Source organism: Aliidongia sp. (genome assembly GCF_035943795.1).
GTDB lineage: Bacteria > Pseudomonadota > Alphaproteobacteria > ATCC43930 > CGMCC-115725 > Aliidongia.
On the sequence record NZ_DASZBY010000051.1, the window covers coordinates 1 to 16,630 of the forward strand.

Sequence of the window (16,630 nt, forward strand, 5' to 3'; positions counted from 1 at the left end):
CCGCCGGCACCGCCGGTGCCGACTGGTCCGGGCCGATCGCCGCCGGCGTGGTGCTGGCGACGACCGTCGGCCTCTACGGCTACAAGCTCTATACGCGGGTCCAGCAGTCGAACACATATGAGGGGACGAACCAGACCTTCCTGCAATATGCGGACGTCCCGCCGGGTCTTGCCAAGCAATTGGCCAATGACGACCAGTACGGCAATAGCGTCGGTCCGGTGTTCCAGGCGACCGCTGCGAAGCTGGGTATCTCGCAGACCCAGATGGGCCAATTCCTGGCCTCGTTCAAAGACCCGCAGCAGTTGAAGAATCTCGTGCTCGCCGCCCAGAACGTCCAGCCGGACAAGAACGGCAATTTTCCGGTGGCGCTCAACAAGAACGGCGACACGGTACCGGACGCGCCGGCCAACCTGTCCCCGAGCCAGCTCAAGACGTTCTATCAGAACAACTCGTCGCTGCTGGGGCCGGAAAGCCGGGGGAACAGCAAGACCGACCAGGAGTTTCCGGAGATCACGGTGATCCCGCCGGCCAATGCCGGAGATCAATATTACCGGTCGCTCGCGGCCAAGGCCGAAACGCCGAAGAGCATCGATGGCCTCATCCAATGGGCCAAGGACAACGGCGTGGCCTTTCCGACAGCGCCGCCGCCCGCCGCGCCCAAGGTGACCCCGCCCGTCACCGCAACTCCCCCCACGACCACCACACCGGTGCCGCCCGCACCGACGACCCGCGTGGTTACCGCAAAGGCTGGCGATACGCTCGAGGGAATAGCGAAAGCAAACGGCACCACCTTGCCGACGCTCGAAAAGCTCAACCCGCAGTTTGACTGGTCGCTGTTCAACGGGAACCCGTTCACGCCGCCGAACCCCCCGGGCAAGCGGGATCCGGATCTGCTTCGTATCGGTGACAAGATCAACATACCGATCCCCACCGATTCGACCCCGAACCAGCGGGTGGCGCTCGGCGGCCGGCGAGCGGACTAGTCGGCGATCTCACTTGGATGTCCGCTTCGTCTGCAACGGCGGGGCGGTTCGTCCAGCGATATGCCATAGGCAGGGTCGAATGGTCCTGGAGGGCGGCGGGAATACCCGCCGCCCTCGCTTTCGTCAGTGCGCGCCGAGCTTCTTCTTCGCCGGCGCCAGATAGTCCCGATCCAGCAATTCCGCGATCTGCACGGCGTTGAGCGCGGCGCCCTTGCGCAGGTTGTCGGCCACGACCCAGATCGACAGGCCGTGCTTCACGGTCGGGTCCTTGCGGATCCGGCTCACGAACACCGAATCTTCGCCGGCGCATTCTTGCGGAGTGACGTAGCCTTCGTCGACCTGATGGTCGATCACGGTGATGCCGGGGGCCGCCTTGAGCGCGGCGCGGGCGCGCTCGGCCGAAATCGGGTTCTCGAACTCGATGTTGATCGCCTCGGCATGGCCGATGAACACGGGCACGCGCACGCAGGTCGCCGACACCGCGATCTCGGGATCCAGGATCTTGCGGGTCTCGACCACCATCTTCCATTCTTCCCGGGTCGAGCCATCGTCCATGAAGCTGTCGATGTGCGGGATGACGTTGAAGGCGATGCGCTTGGTGAATTGCTCGGGCTTGATCGGGTCGTTCACATAAATGGCACGGGTCTGGACGAACAGTTCGTCCATCGCCTCCTTGCCCTTGCCCGAGACCGACTGGTAGGTCGCCACGACCACGCGCTTGATCTTGGCGATGTCGTGCAGCGGCTTCAGCGCCACGACCATCTGGATGGTCGAGCAGTTCGGGTTGGCGATGATGTTGCGCTTGGTATAGCGCCCGATCGCCTGGGGATTGACCTCGGGCACGACCAGCGGCACGTCCGGGTCCATGCGGAATTCCGACGTATTGTCGATCACGACCGTGCCGGCGGCGGCGGCGCGTGGCGCATGGATGGCCGAGACCTTGGCGCCGGGCGAGAACAGCGCGATGTCGATGCCCTTGAAGCTGAACGTATCCAAGGCCTGGACCTTGAGGACGTCGTCCTCACCCCAGGAAACCTCGGAGCCGATCGAGCGCGTGGAGGCGAGCGCCACGATGTCGTCGATCGGAAATTCCCGCTCGTGCAGGGTGGTCAGGAGTTCACGGCCGACATTGCCGGTAGCGCCCACGACGGCAACCCGATAGCCCATGACGAATTCCTCGACCTCGATGAAAAGAAGCGCAACACTAAACGCGCCTCGCCCGATCGAGACAAGACGTGAGGAAACATGGCCGACCTGACCACCCACCATGGGGCGCTCGATTACCATGGCTTCTGGTTGCGCTACCTGCGCGCCCATGGCCGGCCGCAGACGCGGGCGCTGCATTACTGCGGCAGCCTGCTGGCGCTGGGTGCCGTCGTCCTGGCCGTCACGAGCGGGGACTGGCTGTGGGCCCTGGCGGCGCCGGTGCTTGGATATGGCTTTGCCTGGACCGCGCATTTCGGCATCGAGCACAATCGGCCCGAGACCTTCGGCCATCCGTTCTGGTCGCTGATCAGCGACTACCGGATGCTGGCGCTGTTCCTGACCGGCCGTCTGGCCCCGCACCTGGTCGAGGCCGGCATCGGCGCCTGACCGGTACTCTGCAGCGCTACATCGCCCGGATGTCTTCCGGTTCCAGGTCGTCGCGATCGTGGCGACCATCGATGTAGTGGATCGCGGCCACGAGGTCGTCGGGTGACGCATCGTCGAGCGCCCCCACCGGAATGAACACGAACGGTCCGCCATCCGGCCCGTGCTCGCCGTTTCCCGGCGTGCGGATGCCGCAGATCCTGCAGAACTGGAAATGCAGGTTGGGGCCTGGCCGGCCCGGCGGTGTCCAGGAATATTCCGTTTGCGCATCGGCGCCCTGGATCAGGCGAAACCGCTCGGGCTCGACGATGGCGAACCACGAGCGCACCTTGGTACAGAGGGAGCAATTGCATCTCATGGTGCCGGCGCCCAGGTCGAGGTCGACCTCGAAACGGACGGCGCCGCAATGACAGCTGCCTTTATGGGTTTTTGCGGACATGCATCATTCTCCCTTGGTCGTCGCCGCCAGATGCTTGGCGAGCTTGTCGAAGGCGCTGGACCAGCCTTGGGCATGGCCGTCGCGATTGGCGGCGGTCGGCAGGCCCTCCTGGCGCAGGGTGAGTTCCGTCGTGCCGCCCAGGTCGCGCAACGCGACGGTGACCAGCGTCTCGCGCGGCTCACCTTCCATTGCCCAAGTGAAGGCGAACAGCCTGTCCTGCTCGATCGCCGTGTAGCGGCCCGCGACCGGCAACTTGCGGCCATCGGGCAGGTGCATGGTCAGTCGATAGCGTCCGCCGACGCGCGGCTCGAGCAACGGCACCTCGCACATGATCCCTTCGGGGCCGATCCAGCTCTGCCATTCCTCCCGATCAAGCCAGAGCCTGAAGATGCGGGACGGTGTGGCGTCGAAGACGCGGGTGATTTCCAGCACCGGATTTTCGGCACTCATGGCTTGGGCTCCTCATTCTCAGCTTTGAGCCGGGCATCGAGGCGGTCGAAGCTGCCGCTCCAGAAGCGGCGGTGAAACTCGATCCACTCGGCGGCACCTGCCAGGGCGGCGCGATTGAGGCGGCACCGGCGATGCTTGCCTTCGCGCTCGTTGGAGATCAGCGAAGCCTGTTCCAGGACCTTCAGATGCCGCGAGATCGCCGGCAAAGAGATGTCGAACGGGGCCGCCAGCTCCCCGACGGTCGCATCCCCTTGCGCCAGGCGCGCAAGGATGGCCCGACGGGTCGGGTCGGCGAGGGCGGAGAAGGTGTCGTCAAGGGTGTTCATTTCACTTATATATGAAATAACTAACAGGTTAAGTCAATAAGAAATAGCAGGGTGAGGAGCATCTGCCGCTCCTCACCCGGGCGGCCCGCTGTCAGACGATCTTGGCCGTGCGGGCTTGTTCTATCTCATCGGGCGTGAAGCCCAGCTCCGTCAGGATCTCGTCCGTGTGTTGGCCCAAAGCCGGCGGATGGCTGACGATCGCCGCGGGCGTGCGGTCGAGCACGATCGGCTGGCCGACGTAGCGCACCCCGTCCAATTCCTGGGCGATGCCCAGATGCCGGACCTGCGGTTCGGCGAAGGCCTGGTCGATCGAATTGATCGGGCCGCACGGCACGCCCGCCTCGTTCAGGCGGGTGATCCAGGACGCGCTGTCGTCGGTCACCGTGCAGGCGTCGATCAGGACCTGCAGCGCATCGCGATTGTCGCTGCGCGCCTTGGCGGTGGCGAAGCGCGGATCGCTCAGCCAGGCTTCGGCACCGAGCGTCTTGGCGAGCCGTTCCCAGATGTGATGGCCGGCGGCGGCGATGTTGATGTAGCCGTCGCGTGTCCGGAATACGCCGGTCGGAATGCTGGTCGGATGGTTGTTGCCGGCCTGGGGCGCCACCTCGCCCTTCATCAGCCAGCGTGACGCCTGGAAATCGAGCATGAAGATCTGCGCCTGCAGCAGCGAGCTGCGGACCCATTGGCCCTTGCCGCTCGCCTCGCGCTCCAGCAGTGCCACCAGCACGCCCTGGGCTGCGAAAATGCCGGCGCACAGGTCGGCGATCGGAATGCCGACGCGCATCGGGCCGTGGCCGGGCTCGCCGGTGATCGACATCAGGCCGCCCATGCCCTGGGCGATCTGGTCGAACCCCGGGCGGGCGGCATAGGGGCCGTCCTCGCCGAAGCCGGAGATCGAGGCATAGATCAGCCGCGGGTTCACCGCCGACAGCGCTTCATAATCGATGCCCAGGCGATGCTTCACGTCCGGCCGGAAATTCTCGACCACCACGTCCGCGGTCGCGGCCAGGCGCTTCAGGATCGCGACGCCTTCCGGGGCCTTGAGGTTCAAGGTCAGGCCGCGCTTGTTGCGGTGCAGGTTCTGAAAATCCGGACCGTCGCGCGGGCCCCCCATCGGCTCGCCCGTATCCAACCCCTCGGGCATTTCGACCTTGATGACGTCGGCACCCCAGTCGGCGAGCTGACGCACGCAGGTCGGCCCGGCGCGCACGCGGGTCAGGTCGAGCACCTTGAACCGGGCGAGGGCGGATGAGGCGGTGGGCATGACGGTTCCTCCCTGGGAATGGTGATCGTTTCGGCCATAGTGTAGATTGTTGACAGTCTGGATGTATAGTGTTGACACATCGCGTCGTCGACCATCACCATGACGCATGAACGAGCCTTCGCTCAGCGCCCTCGACATCCTGCGGACCCGGTCGCTCGCCTCGCTGGCGGCGCAGGAGATCGAACGCATGATCACGACCGGCGAGCTCAAGGCCGGCGAGCGCCTGAACGAGCTGGCGCTGGCCGCCCGGCTCGGCATCAGCCGGGGGCCGGTGCGCGAGGCGGTGCGCGGGTTGGAGGGCGCCGGCCTGGTCGTCACGGTCGTCAACCAGGGATCCTTCGTCCGCAAGGTCAGCGCCGAAGAGGCGCACGAGCTGTACGAGATCCGGGTGGCGCTCACGGGCTATGCCTGCGCCCATCTGGCCCGACAGGCGACCAAGGAGCAGATCGCGGCGTTGCGCGCGCTGGTTCGGCAGATGGCGACCGCCCAGACGGCCGGTGACGCGGTCGGCTATTACACGCTCAATCTCGATTTCCATGCGACCCTGATGCGCTTTGCCGGCAACAAGCGCGCGCTCAGGATCCACGAGGAATTCGGCAACGAGCTGAACCTGTTCCGCCGCCGCTCGCTGGTCTCCGCCGCGGGCATGCGGGCGTCGAACGCCGAACATACGGAGATCGTGCGCGCCATCGCCGCCGGCGATCCGGCCCGGGCGCGCGAGGCGGGCGAGTTGCATATATCCCACGGCCTGGGCCGGTTCGTGGCGAGCAGCCCGCCGGCCGAACCCGCCGCGGTACCGGACGGCGAAACGAGGAAGCTACCGCGAAGGCGCAAGGCCGCACTCTGAATCGGGCACAGACCTGAACGGCCGACAGCCAATCATGGGGAGGAACTGGGACATGAGAATGGCGAACTGGGCAGTCTCGCTTCTGGCAGCGATCGGGATCGCGACCCTTGCGGTCTCGGGCGCGTCGGCCCAGACCGAGCACGAGAAGCAGCTCTATGAGGCAGCGAAGAAGGAAGGGTCCGTCACCTGGTATTCGGGCATCCTGGACCAGCAGATCTGCGATCAGATCGGCCAGGCGTTCCAGGCGAAATACCCGGGCATCCAGTTCAGCGTGATCAAGACCACGTCCCAGGTGGCGTTCCAGCGGTTGTTGCAGGACTTGAAGGCAGGCCAAGTGCAGGCGGACGTGTTCACCACGACCGACATCGGCCATATGTTGTTCCTGAAGTCCAAGGACCAGCTCGTGCAGTACGAGCCGGACAACGAGGCCGGCATGGCCAAGGCGGTTCAGAACGTCGATCCGGACGGCTATTACCACACGGGCTGGGTCGGCCTGTCGGCGATCGTCTACAACACCAACAAGGTGAAACCGGCCGACGTGCCCAAGGACTGGCCCGACCTGACCGATGCGAAATGGCAGAACCAGATCACCTTCGGCAGCCCGAACTACAGCGGCATGGTGGGCGTCTGGACCGTCGCCATGGCCGAGCGTTACGGCTGGGATTATTTCACCAAGCTCAACACGCTCAATCCCCAGATCGGCCGGTCGATCGACGATTCGGTCACCGTGCTGAACTCGGGCGAGCGCATCGTCGGCATGGGCAACCCGGCGACCGCGATCCGCAGTGCGGCCAAGGGCAACCCGCTGGCCGTGGTCTATCCGTCCTCGGGCACCCTGATGGTCATCTCGCCCTCGGCCATCATCAAGGGCACGACCCATCCGAACGCCGCGAAGCTGTTCATGGAATTCGCGACCGGCCCGGAATATTCCAAGATCCTGGCGCAGAATTTCGAGCAGCCGCTGCGGACCGACGTGCCGCCGTCCCCAGGCGCGAAGGCGCTGGCCGACATGACGCTGTTCGCCCCGACCGCCCAGCAGATCGAGCAAGAGCTGCCGCCCAACAAGGCGAAATGGCGCGACACGTTCGGGATGTGAGGACATGAGCCGACCATCCCTGGCCCCGGGCCTGGACGGGACGCGTCCCGCGCCGACCAATCCCGAGCCGAACCTCGTGGCGGCGCGGCCGGCCCGGTTCGGGTTGCGCCTCGACCTCTGGTCGCTGATCTGGATCGGCGCTACCCTGATCCTGGTGTTCCTGGTCGTGGCGCCGATGCTGCGGCTGCTGATTTCCAGCTTCCAGTCGACCGAGACCGGCGCGTTCACGGTCTCGAACTATGTGGCGGCCTATGCCAACCAGCGCCGGCTGATCGGGCTTGGCAATTCCCTGCTGTATGGCGCCGCCGTCGTCGCCGTCTCGATCGCCTTCGCGGTGCCGCTCGCCTGGGCGGTCGCCCGCACCGACATGCCGGGCAAGGGCGTGGTGCGTGCCACCGTGCTGGGTGCCTTCATCACGCCGTCCTACCTGGGCGCCATCGGCTGGATCCTGCTGGCCGGACCGAATGCCGGCTGGATCAACCGCATCTGGATGGCGCTGACCGGAAGTCATGCCGGCGTGTTCAACGTCTACAGCTTCGGCGGCCTCGTACTGGTCACGGCGCTCTATGCTTTTCCCTACATCTTCGTCTTCACGGCCGATGCGCTCGACCGCGTGTCGTCGGAGATGGAGGAGGCGGCCCATATCCTGGGCATGAGCCCGTTGCGCACCGTGTTCAAGGTGACCCTGCCGCTGGTGCTGCCGGCGATCCTGGGCGGCTCGATCATCGTGTTCCTGGATACGGTCGCCCTGTTCGGCACGCCGGCGGTGATCGCGTTGCCGGCGCGCATCAACATCATGACGCTTCAGCTCTGGCAGTTCTTCGAATTCCCGGTCCGCGCCGAGGCGGCCGCTGCCTATGCGGTGCCGCTGGTGCTCATCACCATCGCGATGCTGGGGCTGCAAAAGCTCATTCTCGGGCGCAAAGGCTATGTCTCCCTGTCGGGCAAGAGCGGCGGGCGGCAGTTGATGAAGCTTGGCAAGTTGCGCTGGGTCGTGCTGGCCGGCTGTCTCGTGGTTTGTGCGCTGGCCGTGTTCCTGCCCTATGCGGCACTCGCCCAGGCCGCCTTCAGCCGGGCCTGGGGCCAGGGCTTTTCCTTCGCGAACCTGACGCTTTCCAATTTCGCCTATCTGTTCAACGACGGCTCCAGCCGCCAGGTCATCCTCAACACCTTCGTCTATTCGGCGGCGACCGCCTGCGTCGCGGTGGTGCTGGCGCTGATCGTCGCCTACGTGGTCAGCCGCCGGCTGGTGATCGGCGGCGGCATCCTGTCGGCGCTCTGCATGGCGCCGCTGGTGGTGCCCGGCATCGTGCTCGCCATCGGCTTCTACGCGGTCTATTCCTCGCCGCCCTTCGCGCTCTACGGCACGGCCGCCATCCTGGTGTTGGGCTTCACCACCCGGTTCCTGCCGATCGCTTTCGCCAATTGCATGGCCGGGCTCCGCTCGCTCAATCCCGAGATGGAGGAGGCGGTGCGCATCCTGGGCGGCAGCCGCCTGCTCGCGGTCCGACGCGTGGTCGTGCCGCTGCTGAAGAAGAGCCTGGTCGGCACCTGGCTGCTGGTGTTCATCCCGGCCTCGCGCGAATTGAGCACGGCGATCTTCCTGGTCGCCGCCAAGACCCGCGTCATCTCGGTGCTGATCCTCGACCTCAGCGAGAACGGCAGCTTCGAGCTGCTGGCGGCACTGGGCTTCTTCCTGCTGGGCGTCACCATCCTGATCGTCCTGATCGGCTACCGCCTGGTCGGCCGCGATTTCCTGTTGAGGAGAGCATGAACCCGATGGCTCTTTCCGCCGTTGCCAACGACGCGATGCTGCCGCGGCTGTCGCTCGACAAGATCACCTGCGCGTTCGGCGCCTATACCGCGGTGGACAACCTCGACCTCGACATCATGCCGGGCGAATTCGTCTCGCTGCTGGGGCCCTCCGGCTGCGGCAAGACTACGACGCTTCGCATGATCGCCGGCTTCATGAAGCCCACCGCCGGCACGATCGCGATGGACGGCAGCCCGATCTCGTCGGCCGCCGGCGCGTTGCCGCCCGAGAAGCGCCAGATGTCGATGATCTTCCAGAGCTACGCGGTCTGGCCGAACATGACCATCGGCGAGAATGTAGCGTTCGGCCTGAAGCTGCGCCGGTTCGATCGCGAGACGATCGCCCGCAAGGTCAAGGAAGTACTGGAGACGGTCCATCTGGATCACCTGGCCGAGCGCTATCCGGCCGAGCTGTCGGGCGGCCAGCAGCAGCGCGTGGCGCTGGCCCGCGCGATCGTCATCCGGCCGCGGGTGTTGCTGCTCGACGAGCCGCTGTCGAACCTCGACGCCAATCTGCGCGAGGAGATGCGGTTCGAGATCCGCCGACTGCACGACGCCTTCAACTTCACCACGGTCTACGTCACCCACGACCAGAGCGAGGCGATGGTCACCTCGGACCGGATCGCGGTGATGAACAAGGGCAAGATCGAGCAGATCGACGCGCCCTACACGCTCTACACCCGGCCGCGCACCCGGTTCGTCGCGAGCTTCATCGGGCGCACCAACCTGATCGAGGGCACCTGTTCCGGGGCGACCATCCGGTTCGACGGCTTCAGCCTGCCGCGGGCGGCGTTCGAGAACGGGGGCGGTCATCTCGCGGGTCAGGTGCAGCTTTCGGTCCGACCGCAGAGCGTTGGACTGCTGCGGGCACAGCCGGCGATGGACAACGCCTTCGCGGTGCAGAGCGAGCTGGTCGAGCGGGCCTTCCTGGGCGAATCCTGGGATTATGTGGTCGCACCCGTCGGCAGTGGCCTGCGCCTGCGCGTGGCGGCGGTACCTTCTCAGGTATTCGAGGTCGGCGACACGGTCTGGCTGGTCCTGGACCCCCAGCAGATGATGGTCGTGATCTAGACGATATTCCGAGCGACGGCAGACACACGAATTCAACGAGACACCGGGACGAGGACGAACGCCATGGATATGGAAACGAAGACGGACGAGCTGCTGTACGAGGTCGAGGACGGTATCGGCCACGTCACCTTCAATCGCCCGCAGGCCCGCAACGCGCTGACCTTCGCGATGTACGAGCGCCTGGCCGAGATCTGCGAAGAGGTCGGCAAGACGGACGAGGTCAAAGTGCTGATATTGACCGGCGCCGGCGAAAAGGCGTTCGCCGCCGGCACCGACATCTCGCAATTCCGGGCCTTCAAGACCCAGCAGGATGCCCTCGACTATGAAGCGCGTGGCAACCGGGTCATGGGCATCCTGGAGCAGTGCCGGGTTCCGACCATCGCGGCCATCGCCGGGGCTTGCACCGGCGGCGGCGCCGGCATCGCCGCCTGCTGCGACATCCGCATCGCGACGGCCAGCGCGCGCTACGGTTTCCCGATCGCCCGCACGCTCGGCAATTGCCTGTCGATGGCGAACTACGGGCGGCTCTATTCGCTGCTGGGACCGGCCAAGGTCAAGGACATCATCTTCACCGCCCGGCTGATCGAGGCGGAGGAAGCGCACAGCATCGGCCTGTTCAGCGAGATCCTGCCCGATGCCGCCGCCCTGCACGCGCGCGCCGCCGAACTGGCCCGCAAGATCGCCGGCCATGCGCCGCTGACCCTGCGCGCGACCAAGGAAGCCATCCGCCGCATCAGCGCCAAAATGCGGTTGGAGGAAGAAAAGGACCTGATCTTGATGTGTTACATGAGCGACGATTTCCGCGAAGGCATGGAAGCGTTTCTCAACAAGCGCGAGCCGCAGTGGCAGGGGAAATGACCTCTGCCGTTGACGCGCATTTTTCCGTCATTCCCACGCCGGTGGGTATCCGGCGTTACGCGCGGTAGCGCGTCTACGGCCTGTCGAGTATCCGCGATCCCGGCAGTCGTTCGGGGAGGTGCGGGATGGGTCCCGCACCTCGGGCCGGCTCAGTTCGGCAGGTTGTTCAGATCGCCCGATCGGTATGTCGCGATGATGTTCTCGATCTCCTGCTTCACATCCTTGGCAAATTGCGGCCGGTCTTCGACGCACGAGTAGCTTGCCGCCACGCTCGTGCTGCCTTTACCCCTGTAAGCGGCGCGTTGCGGATAGGGGCAGAGCGGGCGGGTCATGGCGACGCCGTCGGCCGGCAGGTCGTTGACATATTTGGTCGCGATCAGCTTTGCCGGGGCTTGGTCATGCTCGACCCAGGCCTGAAGGGCGGCGGTGGTGTCGAAGGTGTTGGGACCTGGTCCTCCACCGCAATGGCCCATACCGGGGGCCATGAACAGCCGGTAGAAACGCTGGACCCGTTCCACGTCCGGGTCGGTTGCCAGGACGGAATTGTAATACTCGATCGGCAGGGTCTGGGCGTTCAACGGATCGTCCCAGCCCTGGGTCATGATCAGTTTGCCGCCATGAGCGCGGAAGCGGGAAAGATCCGGGCTGATCGCGGTGATCGACGGGCTGAGCTTGCGGTCGACCAGCCGGGCGTCGCTGGCGAAATTGAAGCTGGTCCAGTCCCAGTTCGGATTGTCGAAAACCGTGTTCGCCAGCAGCGGCTGCGCGAAAAACGGAACCAACGCGCCCTGGATCAGAGACCAATTATCCTCGCTGCCCCTGGCGAAGCCTGGATAGAGCACCAGCCCGGTCTGCGGGTTCGTGACGGGGCTATAGAGCGTGCGGGCCGCCTGCGTCTGCGCCACGCTGAGACAGGTGCCGGGGTCCTGGCCTTGCTTGCATTGCAGAACGGCCGGATCGAAATGGCACTTGCGCGGATCATTGAGGAAGCTGTCGCCCGCGATGCTGCCGTCATCGGCCTGGCAGGCGCCTAAAACCGCCTGATGCAGCAAAGCGAGTTGAGGCGCGCCCAGGGCCGCGGCGGGATTCTTGGCCGAAGGCAGGGCGCCCCAAAGGAAGCTCATCATCAGATGGCTGTAGTCCATGCCCGGCGACCCGGCATGGATCCCGTCGTAATCGTCGGGATAGTACACGGCCTCTTCCATGGCCTCGGCGCCGCCGGTCGAGCAGCCATCGTAATAGGCGTAGTCGGCTTTGCGCTGGTAGAACGCCTGCAGGATCGCCTTGGCACTGTCCGACATCAGATGGATCGAGCTATGCCCCCAGTCAGTCAGGCTGACCGGGTTTTGCGCCCAGGGCAGCGACTGGCCGATGGCGCCCACAGTCCCGCCCTCGTGCCCCGTGTCCGTGTTGGCGGCGGCAAAGCCGCTCTGCACTGCCGGCGCCAGGGCGGAATAGGTGATCGAGCCACCGAAGCCGCCCGAGCCCAGGCCTTCGAAGCGCCGGTTCCATGTCGTCGCCGGCAACCAGACCTCGATCTTGACGGCTTCCGTCGGCTGGGTGCTGACCGTGGCGGCGACCCGGCAAAAGGCCGGCATGTTGGGATAGGTGCTGCCGTCCGGTGCGGTATAGAGGCCGGCCGGGACGCTGATCGCGGCGGTGATCGTGGTGTTGGGCACCTTGAGGCCCGCCAGGCTTTCGCAGGTGCCGGCCTCGGCCGTGTGGGCGAACGCCAGCGCCAGGGGGGCCGCCCCCAGCAGACATAGCTTTTTCGCCAGCCGCAGCCGTTGTCTTGTCGCTTTCATGGCTTCCTCCCTTACTCGTTGTTTTACGAAAGTTCTGGTCGTTGCCGTTCGCCGATCTGCCGTTATCGGCCACTCATTCGAGGTCGATCTCCAGCAGCAGGCTGCTGAGGCATTTGCCGTGGGCGTCGAGCGCCAGAGACCGGGTGACGCCCCCCGCCAGCGCGCCCTCCAGCACGAAATTGAGGGCGCCCAACTGCGGCAGCTCGTAGCGCACGACGGCACCCTGCACGAGCGGGCCGAAATGCGCCTTGACCCGATCCGCCGTCAGCGCCGCGACCAGGCGCGGATAGTCGGCCGCATCGCGGGCAATGACCGAGATGTTCGAGGTGTTGCCCTTGTCGCCGGTCCGGCCATGGGCAATCGCGCGCAGCTGGGTCATGCGACCTCCGACAGGATCTGGATCCGCGGGCGGACCCGGTCGCGCGGCAGCAGGGTGGACAAGACCGCGATGACCTCGCGGGCGGACTTGGTCGCCCCGCCACCGGCGGCGGGACCGTTCGTGTAGAGCGTCTCGACCTCGTTGCCGATGCGGATCGCGTCGGCCAAGGTCGCGGTTCGCCCGGCGACGCGAATGCGCACTTCGGGCGGATCGATCCCGGGCCTCGCTCCAGCGCCGCCGCAGACGGAATCGACCCCGATCAGTTCGAGCCGGAGGTCGCCGACCTGCACGCCCGTCAATTTCAGACGCTCTTCGACGATGGCGAGTGCCAGCCGGCCGCGCGCGAGGCATCCGGGTCCGGCATAGGTCATCTGGCCCTCGCCGATGAAACCGTCCCGATAGCCGAGCGAGACCTTGAACGCGTCCGGTCTTGCCGTGCCGCTGCCGCCGGTAATCCGGACGCGGTCGGCCGCTTCGGCCCCGAAATGGACGCCGGAGAAATCGGCCGTCACGTCGGGGGTCAGGTACCGGGTCGGATCGTGCAACTCGTAGAGCAGCTGCTCGGTGCAGGTCGCCGGTGTCACCAGCCCGCCGGAACCCTCGACCTTGGTCAGGACGGCGGACCCATCCGCACGGACTTCCGCCAGCGGAAAGCCGAGCCGGGCCAGATCGGCGACATCCTTGAAGCCTGGATCGGCGAAATAGCCGCCGGTCACCTGTCCGGCACATTCCAGCAGGTGGCCGAGCACCGTGCCTTGCCCCAGCAGCGCCCAATTCGCCTGGCTCCATCCGAATTCATAGATGAGCGGCGCCAGGAACAGCGACGGGTCCGCGACGCGACCGGTCACGACGATGTCCGCCCCGCGCGCCAAGGCCTCGACGATCGGCGCCACGCCCAGATAGGCATTGGCGGAGACGAGCCGGTCGCCCAGATCGGCGACCCGGCCGCCGGTCTCCAGCACCGGCAGATCAGCGCCCCGGATCTGGTCCAGGACATCATCGCCGGTCACGGCCGCGATCTTAAGGCCGGTGATACCGAGCCGCCGTGCCGTATCGGCGATCGCCGCCGCAGCTCCCAGGGGGTTGGCGGCCCCCATGTTGGTGACGATCTTGATGCCATTGCGCGCGGCGGCGGGCAGCACGGCCTCCATACGCGCGACCAGCAGCGGGTCGAAGCCGCCGGCCGGATCGCGCAGCCGGTCCAATTGCGCCAGCGCGATCGTGCGCTCGGCCAGGCATTCGAAGCACAGATACTGCAGGCGGCCGTGCTCGGCCAACTCGACTGCCGGCTCGATCCGATCGCCCGAATATCCGGCACCGCTGCCGATCCTGATCGTCTTCATGCTCACCATGGCAAAATACCGAACAGGATGCTGGCGAGCGTCATCACCACCGTTGCCGCGAACAGCCACGGGATCGAGAACCGCTGATGGTCGCTGAGTTCGATCCCGGCGAGCCCGACGACGAGGAAGGTCGCCGGCGTGAGCGGGCTGACCGGAAAGCCGGTCGTCATCTGGCCGAGCAGCGATGCCTGGGCGACGTGGATCGGGTCGCCGCCCAGCCCCTTCACCACTTCCCCGATGACCGGCATGACGCCGAAATAATAGGAATCCGGGTCGAACAGCAGGCTGAGCGGCATCGAGATCACGCCGAGCATCGCCGGAATATGGATCGCCATCGATGACGGGACATGGCCGACGGCGGCGGCCGCCATGGCCTTCAGCATGCCGGAGCCGGTCATGATGCCGGTGAAAGCACCGGCCGCCAGCAGGATGCCGGCCATCATCAGCGCGGCCTTCGCATGGGCGTCGATGCGCGCGCGCTGCTCCGCCACGTTCGGGTAATTGATCATGAGCGCCAGCACCGTGCCGATCATGAACATCGCGACCGGATCGACGATGCCCCAGATCATCACCGCCATGATGGCGACGGTCAGGATCAGGTTGAGCCAGAACAGCTTCGGCCGCTGAAGCCACTCCTGCTCCGGGGTGCGCGGGACGACGACCAGCGATGGGCCGGTGCCGACGGCGATCGAGCCACCGCCGGCCAGGCCAAGGCGCCGCTCCTCGCGATGCCCCAGCCACCAGGCGGCAGCGAAGACGAAGATCAGTCCAACCACTTGGACCGGCACCAGCGGACGGAAGATTTCCGTCGCCGACATGTGCAGCACCGCTGCCGCCCGGATGGTCGGTCCGGTCCAGGGCAGGAAATTGACGCCGGCGGCCAGCGAGACCACGCAGGCCAGGACCCGCCGATCCATGCCCAGCTTTTCATAGAGCGGCAGCATGGCCGGGATGGTGATGAGGAAGCAGACGGCGCCCGAGCCGTCCAGATGGATCAGCAGCGCCAGCAGGGCGGAGCCCATGACGATCCGCGTCGGCTTGGCGCCGACGGTCTTCAGGATCCGGCCGATGATCGGGTCGAGCATGCCGGCATCGGTCATGATGCCGAAATAGAGGATGGCGAAGACGAACATGCCGGCCACGGGTGCGATCGACGTGATGCCGGTGACGATGAATTTGCCGGTCGCCAGGCCGAAACCACCGACGAGGGCGGCGACGATGGGGACCGCGATCAGCGCCACGAGCGGCGAGCACAGATTGAGCATGATTACGGCGAGCAGCACGAGAACTGTGGCCGTTCCCAAAAGAGCGAGCATTTCCATCCCCGGTAATAGGACGCATCCGTTTGCGCCCGGCCTTTTGGCCGACGGGAAAGAATCCGACGAGGGGATTTATTTTTCAAAGACAAAGATTCTATATATACATAACCAATGCGGATAAGTTTTTCCCTGCCACAGGTGACGGCGTTCGTGAAGGTCGCCGAAACCGGCAGCTTCACCGTGGCGGCCAAACGGCTGTCGGTGTCCCAGCCGGCCCTCAGCCGAACGATCCGGCTGATGGAGGAGGCGATCGGGTCAAGGCTGTTCGATCGCGATACGCGCAATGTCGTCCTGACCCCGGCCGGTGACGAGCTGCTGCCGATCGCTCTGCGTATGGTGCTGGAATTCGACAGTGCTTTCGGCGAATTGGCGCAGTTTCTCGGGGGCCAGCGCGGCCGGGTCACCGTGGCGGCACTGCCGTCGGCCGCCGCCGTGCTGCTGCCGCAGGCGATCGTTCGCTTCCAGGCCGCCTATCCCGGCGTCGAGGTGGTCATCCGGGACGACCTGGCCCATGCGGTCGCCGCGTCGGTCGCGGATGGCATCGCCGATCTGGGGCTTACCGTCAGGCCTGCCGAACCGGGCGCGCTCAGCTATCGCCCGCTGGTCAGTGACGATTTCGTCGCGGTCTGCCGGGGTGACGACCCGTTCGCCGCGATGGCGGAGGTCGGTTGGCGCGATTTCGCGGAGAGGCCGTTCATTGCCATGGCGCAGACCAGCAGCGTGCGCGCCATGACGAACGCCGCCTTTCTACAAACGGGGCTTTCACCCAAACAGCTCTATGAATGCAGCCATCTTGCGACAACGGTCAGCTTGGTCGCAGCCGGCCTTGGCGTGACGGCATTGCCCAACCTGACGCTTCCATTGGTCAATGCGGCGGGCCTGATCACCCGGCCCTTGAAGGATCCGACCATGCGCCGCTCGATTGGCGTGCTGACGCGGGGCGGACGGTCGCTCTCGCCGGCGGCCCTCAATTTCATGAATTTATTGTCTGACGGCAACTTTCGGCCGGTTCTTCCTTCTTAGGCGATGGCAACGGCCGCCGGATTGC

17 protein-coding genes are annotated in these 16,630 nt (G+C 65.8%); 8 read left to right on the plus strand and 9 right to left on the minus strand.

What is annotated here, in order from left to right; translation table 11 throughout:
* On the plus strand, positions 1-983 hold a 983-nt coding region (locus VGV37_RS08890; RefSeq protein WP_326879303.1), incomplete at its 5' end, for a LysM domain-containing protein.
* 123 nt (positions 984-1,106) lie between these two features.
* On the opposite strand, the gene VGV37_RS08895 is transcribed toward VGV37_RS08890, so the two are convergent.
* Positions 1,107-2,150 (minus strand): aspartate-semialdehyde dehydrogenase, encoded by a 1,044-nt coding sequence (locus tag VGV37_RS08895; protein ID WP_326879304.1) that lies wholly within the window; start codon positions 2,148-2,150, stop codon positions 1,107-1,109.
* 78 nt (positions 2,151-2,228) lie between these two features.
* Here VGV37_RS08895 and VGV37_RS08900 point away from each other — a divergent pair, with 78 nt between their 5' ends.
* Positions 2,229-2,576, plus strand: coding sequence for a DUF962 domain-containing protein (locus VGV37_RS08900; protein ID WP_326879305.1), 348 nt, complete (start codon positions 2,229-2,231; stop codon positions 2,574-2,576).
* 16 nt (positions 2,577-2,592) lie between these two features.
* On the opposite strand, the gene VGV37_RS08905 is transcribed toward VGV37_RS08900, so the two are convergent.
* From VGV37_RS08905 to VGV37_RS08920, 4 genes are all read right to left on the minus strand, one after another.
* Positions 2,593-3,012 carry a GFA family protein gene (locus tag VGV37_RS08905; RefSeq protein ID WP_326879306.1) on the minus strand — a complete coding sequence of 140 codons (420 nt, stop codon included), beginning with the start codon at positions 3,010-3,012 and terminating at the stop codon, positions 2,593-2,595.
* 3 nt (positions 3,013-3,015) lie between these two features.
* Complete coding sequence (locus VGV37_RS08910) at positions 3,016-3,462, minus strand: SRPBCC domain-containing protein (RefSeq protein WP_326879307.1); 447 nt, start codon at positions 3,460-3,462, stop codon at positions 3,016-3,018.
* Positions 3,459-3,788 carry a metalloregulator ArsR/SmtB family transcription factor gene (locus VGV37_RS08915; RefSeq protein ID WP_326879308.1) on the minus strand — a complete coding sequence of 110 codons (330 nt, stop codon included), beginning with the start codon at positions 3,786-3,788 and terminating at the stop codon, positions 3,459-3,461. The genes VGV37_RS08910 and VGV37_RS08915 overlap by 4 nt, the downstream gene beginning before the upstream one ends.
* Before the next feature lie 91 nt (positions 3,789-3,879).
* A complete protein-coding gene (locus tag VGV37_RS08920; RefSeq protein WP_326879309.1) occupies positions 3,880-5,052 on the minus strand; it encodes a CoA transferase in 1,173 nt (390 codons plus the stop codon).
* A 106-nt stretch (positions 5,053-5,158) separates the two neighbouring features.
* Between VGV37_RS08920 and VGV37_RS08925 the strand changes: the two genes are divergently transcribed.
* The 5 genes from VGV37_RS08925 (at position 5,159) to VGV37_RS08945 (ending at position 10,736) form a co-directional block, all read left to right on the plus strand.
* On the plus strand, positions 5,159-5,899 hold the full coding sequence (locus tag VGV37_RS08925) for a GntR family transcriptional regulator (RefSeq protein ID WP_326879310.1): 741 nt from the start codon (positions 5,159-5,161) through the stop codon (positions 5,897-5,899).
* Positions 5,900-5,957: 58 nt separating this feature from the next.
* On the plus strand, positions 5,958-6,995 hold the full coding sequence (locus tag VGV37_RS08930; protein ID WP_326879311.1) for an ABC transporter substrate-binding protein: 1,038 nt from the start codon (positions 5,958-5,960) through the stop codon (positions 6,993-6,995).
* 4 nt (positions 6,996-6,999) lie between these two features.
* Positions 7,000-8,769 (plus strand): iron ABC transporter permease, encoded by a 1,770-nt coding sequence (locus VGV37_RS08935; protein ID WP_326879312.1) that lies wholly within the window; start codon positions 7,000-7,002, stop codon positions 8,767-8,769.
* A gap of 5 nt (positions 8,770-8,774) precedes the next feature.
* Positions 8,775-9,878 (plus strand): ABC transporter ATP-binding protein, encoded by a 1,104-nt coding sequence (locus tag VGV37_RS08940; protein WP_326879313.1) that lies wholly within the window; start codon positions 8,775-8,777, stop codon positions 9,876-9,878.
* Between the two features lie 63 nt (positions 9,879-9,941).
* Entirely contained in the window at positions 9,942-10,736 is a 795-nt protein-coding gene (locus VGV37_RS08945; RefSeq protein WP_326879314.1) for an enoyl-CoA hydratase/isomerase family protein, read from the plus strand.
* Positions 10,737-10,885: 149 nt separating this feature from the next.
* Here the strand turns inward: VGV37_RS08945 and VGV37_RS08950 are convergent, their stop codons facing one another.
* From VGV37_RS08950 to VGV37_RS08965, 4 genes are all read right to left on the minus strand, one after another.
* Positions 10,886-12,541: a tannase/feruloyl esterase family alpha/beta hydrolase gene (locus tag VGV37_RS08950; RefSeq protein ID WP_326879315.1), complete on the minus strand. Its 1,656-nt coding sequence runs from the start codon at positions 12,539-12,541 to the stop codon at positions 10,886-10,888.
* 73 nt (positions 12,542-12,614) lie between these two features.
* A complete protein-coding gene (locus tag VGV37_RS08955) occupies positions 12,615-12,920 on the minus strand; it encodes an AtuA-related protein (protein ID WP_326879316.1) in 306 nt (101 codons plus the stop codon).
* On the minus strand, positions 12,917-14,272 hold the full coding sequence (locus tag VGV37_RS08960) for an acyclic terpene utilization AtuA family protein (protein ID WP_326879317.1): 1,356 nt from the start codon (positions 14,270-14,272) through the stop codon (positions 12,917-12,919). Before VGV37_RS08960 ends, VGV37_RS08955 begins: the two co-directional genes overlap by 4 nt.
* Positions 14,266-15,579: a citrate:proton symporter gene (locus tag VGV37_RS08965; RefSeq protein ID WP_326879318.1), complete on the minus strand. Its 1,314-nt coding sequence runs from the start codon at positions 15,577-15,579 to the stop codon at positions 14,266-14,268. The genes VGV37_RS08960 and VGV37_RS08965 overlap by 7 nt, the downstream gene beginning before the upstream one ends.
* Before the next feature lie 114 nt (positions 15,580-15,693).
* On the opposite strand from VGV37_RS08965, the gene VGV37_RS08970 reads away from it, so the two are divergent.
* Entirely contained in the window at positions 15,694-16,605 is a 912-nt protein-coding gene (locus tag VGV37_RS08970; RefSeq protein WP_326879319.1) for a LysR family transcriptional regulator, read from the plus strand.
* Positions 16,606-16,630: the final 25 nt, after the last annotated feature.

What these genes read in the sequence shown, in the direction of transcription:
- VGV37_RS08905 (WP_326879306.1), bottom strand. Translation starts at nt 3,012, where the DNA reads ATGTCCGCAAAAACCCATAAAGGCAGCTGTCATTGCGGCGCCGTCCGT.
- VGV37_RS08900 (WP_326879305.1), top strand. Translation starts at nt 2,229, where the DNA reads ATGGCCGACCTGACCACCCACCATGGGGCGCTCGATTACCATGGCTTC.
- VGV37_RS08920 (WP_326879309.1), bottom strand. Translation starts at nt 5,052, where the DNA reads ATGCCCACCGCCTCATCCGCCCTCGCCCGGTTCAAGGTGCTCGACCTG.
- VGV37_RS08940 (WP_326879313.1), top strand. Translation starts at nt 8,775, where the DNA reads ATGGCTCTTTCCGCCGTTGCCAACGACGCGATGCTGCCGCGGCTGTCG.
- VGV37_RS08935 (WP_326879312.1), top strand. Translation starts at nt 7,000, where the DNA reads ATGAGCCGACCATCCCTGGCCCCGGGCCTGGACGGGACGCGTCCCGCG.
- VGV37_RS08910 (WP_326879307.1), bottom strand. Translation starts at nt 3,462, where the DNA reads ATGAGTGCCGAAAATCCGGTGCTGGAAATCACCCGCGTCTTCGACGCC.
- VGV37_RS08925 (WP_326879310.1), top strand. Translation starts at nt 5,159, where the DNA reads ATGAACGAGCCTTCGCTCAGCGCCCTCGACATCCTGCGGACCCGGTCG.
- VGV37_RS08970 (WP_326879319.1), top strand. Translation starts at nt 15,694, where the DNA reads ATGCGGATAAGTTTTTCCCTGCCACAGGTGACGGCGTTCGTGAAGGTC.
- VGV37_RS08895 (WP_326879304.1), bottom strand. Translation starts at nt 2,150, where the DNA reads ATGGGCTATCGGGTTGCCGTCGTGGGCGCTACCGGCAATGTCGGCCGT.
- VGV37_RS08955 (WP_326879316.1), bottom strand. Translation starts at nt 12,920, where the DNA reads ATGACCCAGCTGCGCGCGATTGCCCATGGCCGGACCGGCGACAAGGGC.
- VGV37_RS08960 (WP_326879317.1), bottom strand. Translation starts at nt 14,272, where the DNA reads ATGGTGAGCATGAAGACGATCAGGATCGGCAGCGGTGCCGGATATTCG.
- VGV37_RS08950 (WP_326879315.1), bottom strand. Translation starts at nt 12,541, where the DNA reads ATGAAAGCGACAAGACAACGGCTGCGGCTGGCGAAAAAGCTATGTCTG.
- VGV37_RS08915 (WP_326879308.1), bottom strand. Translation starts at nt 3,788, where the DNA reads ATGAACACCCTTGACGACACCTTCTCCGCCCTCGCCGACCCGACCCGT.
- VGV37_RS08945 (WP_326879314.1), top strand. Translation starts at nt 9,942, where the DNA reads ATGGATATGGAAACGAAGACGGACGAGCTGCTGTACGAGGTCGAGGAC.
- VGV37_RS08930 (WP_326879311.1), top strand. Translation starts at nt 5,958, where the DNA reads ATGGCGAACTGGGCAGTCTCGCTTCTGGCAGCGATCGGGATCGCGACC.
- VGV37_RS08965 (WP_326879318.1), bottom strand. Translation starts at nt 15,579, where the DNA reads ATGCTCGCTCTTTTGGGAACGGCCACAGTTCTCGTGCTGCTCGCCGTA.